At 74.2% G+C, this 3,121-nt stretch carries 3 protein-coding genes; all 3 read left to right on the top strand.

Annotation, left to right across the window (positions count from 1 at the left end; genetic code table 11):
- On the top strand, positions 1-596 hold a 596-nt coding region (locus ACVMLK_RS20450), incomplete at its 5' end, for an NAD-binding protein (RefSeq protein WP_457487465.1).
- 155 nt (positions 597-751) lie between these two features.
- Positions 752-1,765, top strand: coding sequence for an acetyl-CoA carboxylase, carboxyltransferase subunit beta (gene accD / locus ACVMLK_RS20445; RefSeq protein ID WP_422922666.1), 1,014 nt, complete (start codon positions 752-754; stop codon positions 1,763-1,765).
- A complete protein-coding gene (locus ACVMLK_RS20440; RefSeq protein WP_198365423.1) occupies positions 1,762-3,045 on the top strand; it encodes a bifunctional folylpolyglutamate synthase/dihydrofolate synthase in 1,284 nt (427 codons plus the stop codon). Before accD ends, ACVMLK_RS20440 begins: the two co-directional genes overlap by 4 nt.
- Positions 3,046-3,121 lie beyond the last annotated feature (76 nt).

Genomic DNA, 3,121 nt, shown 5'->3' with positions numbered 1-3,121 from the left:
CCGCGGCGCCCGCCCCCGTCGCGGCCGCCGCGCCGGCGGAGCCAGCCCCCGCCGAGTCCCAGGATGAGGAGCAGGCGACCGACCTCCGCCCCACCGCCCTGGCGCATCATTCGGTGCTGATCGGCTATGGCCGGGTCGGGCGGCTGGTCGGGCAGGGATTGCACCGTGCCGGCGAGCCGGTGCTGGTGATCGAGGAGCGGCGCGAGAGCGTCGAGGCGGCGCGGGCGGATGGGATGGAGGCGATCCTGGGCAATGCCGCCGATCCGGCGGTGCTGGCCGCCGCCAACCTGGCCGAGGCCGACCGCCTCTTCATCGCCATCCCCGAGAGCTTCCACGCCGGGCAGGTCGTCGAGCAGGCGCGGGCGATCAATCCCGGGCTGGACATCCTGGCCCGCGCCCATACCGATGCCGAGGTCGAGCACCTGATGAAGCTCGGCGCCTCGCTGACCATCATGGGCGAGCGGGAGATCGCACGCGGCATGCTCGACCATGCCCGCCTGCCCCCCGCCGCCGCCGCGGTGCAGCCCGCGCTGCACATGACCGCGGCCCGGCGGGTGGTCGGCAGCCAGCGCGACCCGGCGGAATCGGGGAACTGACGCGCCGGCGGGGCCGGCCTCCGGCGCCCGCCGCGTTCCGCGACCCGGTGCGGGTGGGCGGCCCGGACCGCGGGGGCGCGGCGAGACCCTTGCCAGGGTAGGATGGCGGCCCTACCACCGCCCCTTTCCGCCAGGTCCGCAAGGGGGTGACGCGCATGAACTGGATCAGCGAATGGGCGCTGCCGAAGATCCAGACATGGCTCGGCCGCAAGGAGGTGCCGGACAACCTCTGGCACAAATGTCCGGCCTGCGAGCAGATGATCTTCCACCGCGACCTCGAGCGGAACCTGCATGTCTGCACCCATTGCGGCCATCATCTCCGCGTCGGCGCGCTGAAGCGGGTCGAGTACACGCTCGATCCCGGCTTCCAGCGCATCGAGCTGCCGAAGGCGCCGGCCGACCCGCTGCGCTTCCGCGACCAGCGCCGCTACGGCGACCGGCTGAAGGAGGCGCAGGCCAAGGCCGGGCAGGATGACGCCGTGGTGGTGGCGCATGGCGCCATCGAGGGCCGCCGCGCCGTCGTCGCCGCCTTCGAGTTCAGCTTCATGGGCGGCTCGATGGGCGCGGGCGTCGGCGAGGCCATCGTCACCGCGGCGAAGCTCGCCGTGCTGCAGGACGCGCCGCTGATCGTCTTCACCGCCTCGGGCGGCGCCCGCATGCAGGAGGGCGCGGTCAGCCTGATGCAGATGCCGCGCACCGTCATCGCCAGCCAGATGGTGAAGGAGGCCGGCCTGCCCTTCATCGTGGTGCTCTGCGACCCGACCACGGGCGGCGTCACCGCCAGCTTCGCCATGCTGGGCGATATCCAGATCGCCGAGCCGGGGGCCATGATCGGCTTCGCCGGCGCCCGCGTCATCGAGCAGACCGTGCGCGAGAAGCTGCCCGAGGGCTTCCAGCGCGCCGAGTACCTGCTGGAGCACGGCATCCTCGACATGGTGGTGAAGCGCGGCGCCATGCGCGAGACGCTGGCGCACGTGATCTCCCTGCTGCGCGAGCCGGTCCTGGTGGCGGTGGCGGGGGATGTCACCGCCGGGACGACGCCGGACCGCGCCGCCCTGACCGGGGCCGAGGGCGCACCGGAGCCGCAGGCCGGGCCGCCGCGCGCCCGGGCGCCGGAGGAGGCGCCGGCGTCATCCCCGGCGGCGGCGAAGGGAGCCCCGCCGGCGTGAGTCGCGCGGAGGCCATCATCGAGCGGCTGCACAGCCTGCATCCCAAGCTGATCGACCTCAGCCTGGAGCGGCTGCAACGCCTGCTGGCGACGCTTGGCCATCCGGAGCGGAAGTTGCCGCCGGTGGTGCATGTCGCCGGCACCAACGGCAAGGGCTCGACCTGCGCCTTCCTGCGCGCCATCGCCGAGGCGGCGGGGCAGCGCGTGCATGTCTATTCCTCACCCCATCTGGTGCGCTTCCGCGAGCGCTACCGGCTGGCCGGCACGCTGGTCACGGACGAGGCCCTGGCCGCCGCGCTGGAGGAGGTGGAGGCGGCCAATGCCGGCCAGCCGATCACCGTCTTCGAGGTGACGACGGCGGTGGGCTTCCTGCTGTTCAGCCGCGTGCCGGCCGACCTGCTGGTGCTGGAGGTCGGCCTCGGCGGCCGTTTCGACGCGACCAATGTGGTCGAGCGCCCGGCGGCCTGCGCCATCAGCAGCATCTCCCTGGACCACACCGATTTCCTGGGCGACAGCCTGGCGCAGATCGCCGGCGAGAAGGCCGGGATCCTCAAGCCGGGCGTGCCCGCCGCCACCGGCCGGCAGCCGCCCGAGGCCTTGATGGTGCTGGAGGACGTGGCGCAGGCGCTCGGGGTGCGGCTCGCCGTGCGCGGCCAGGACTGGGCGGTGACCTGGACCGAGGCCGGGCTGCGCTATGCCGATACCGGCGGCGCCATGGACCTGCCGCGACCGGCCCTGCCGGGGCCGCATCAGGCCGACAATGCCGGCCTCGCCATCGCCGCGCTGCGCGGCTGGGATCCGCCCTGGCTGAATGAGGCGGCGATCGCCGCCGGCCTCGCCACCGTCACCTGGCCGGCCCGGTTGCAACAGCTGCACGGCGCGCTGGCCACGCTGCTGCCGCCGGGCTGGGAGCTGTGGCTGGATGGCGGGCACAATGCCGGCGGCGGCGCCGCGCTGGCCGAGCACCTGCCGGCCTGGGCCGACCGGCCGCGCCACCTGGTGGTCGGGATGAAGCAGGGCAAGGCCTCGCAGGATTTCCTGCGGCCGCTGCTGCCACTGGCCGAGGGCCTCTGGGCGGTGGCCGAGCCGGGCCAGCACCTCGCCGTGCCGGTGGAGGGCATCGTCGCCGCCAGTGGCGGCCGCGCCCGGCCCGGGCCGCGGGTGGCGGACGCGCTGCGCGCCATCGCCGCCGAGGCCGGGGAACCCGGACGGGTGCTGATCTGCGGCAGCCTCTACCTCGCGGGTGAGGTGCTCAAGGCGGACGGCAGCAGCATCGCCTGAGGATGGGCGCCTGAGGATGGCGCCTGAGGACAAGCGCTGTCCTTCCGGACGGGTGGCGGGAGAAACGGCTCCCGCC

The organism is Teichococcus aerofrigidensis, assembly GCF_054073225.1.
This window is presented reverse-complemented; position numbering and strand designations above follow the sequence as displayed.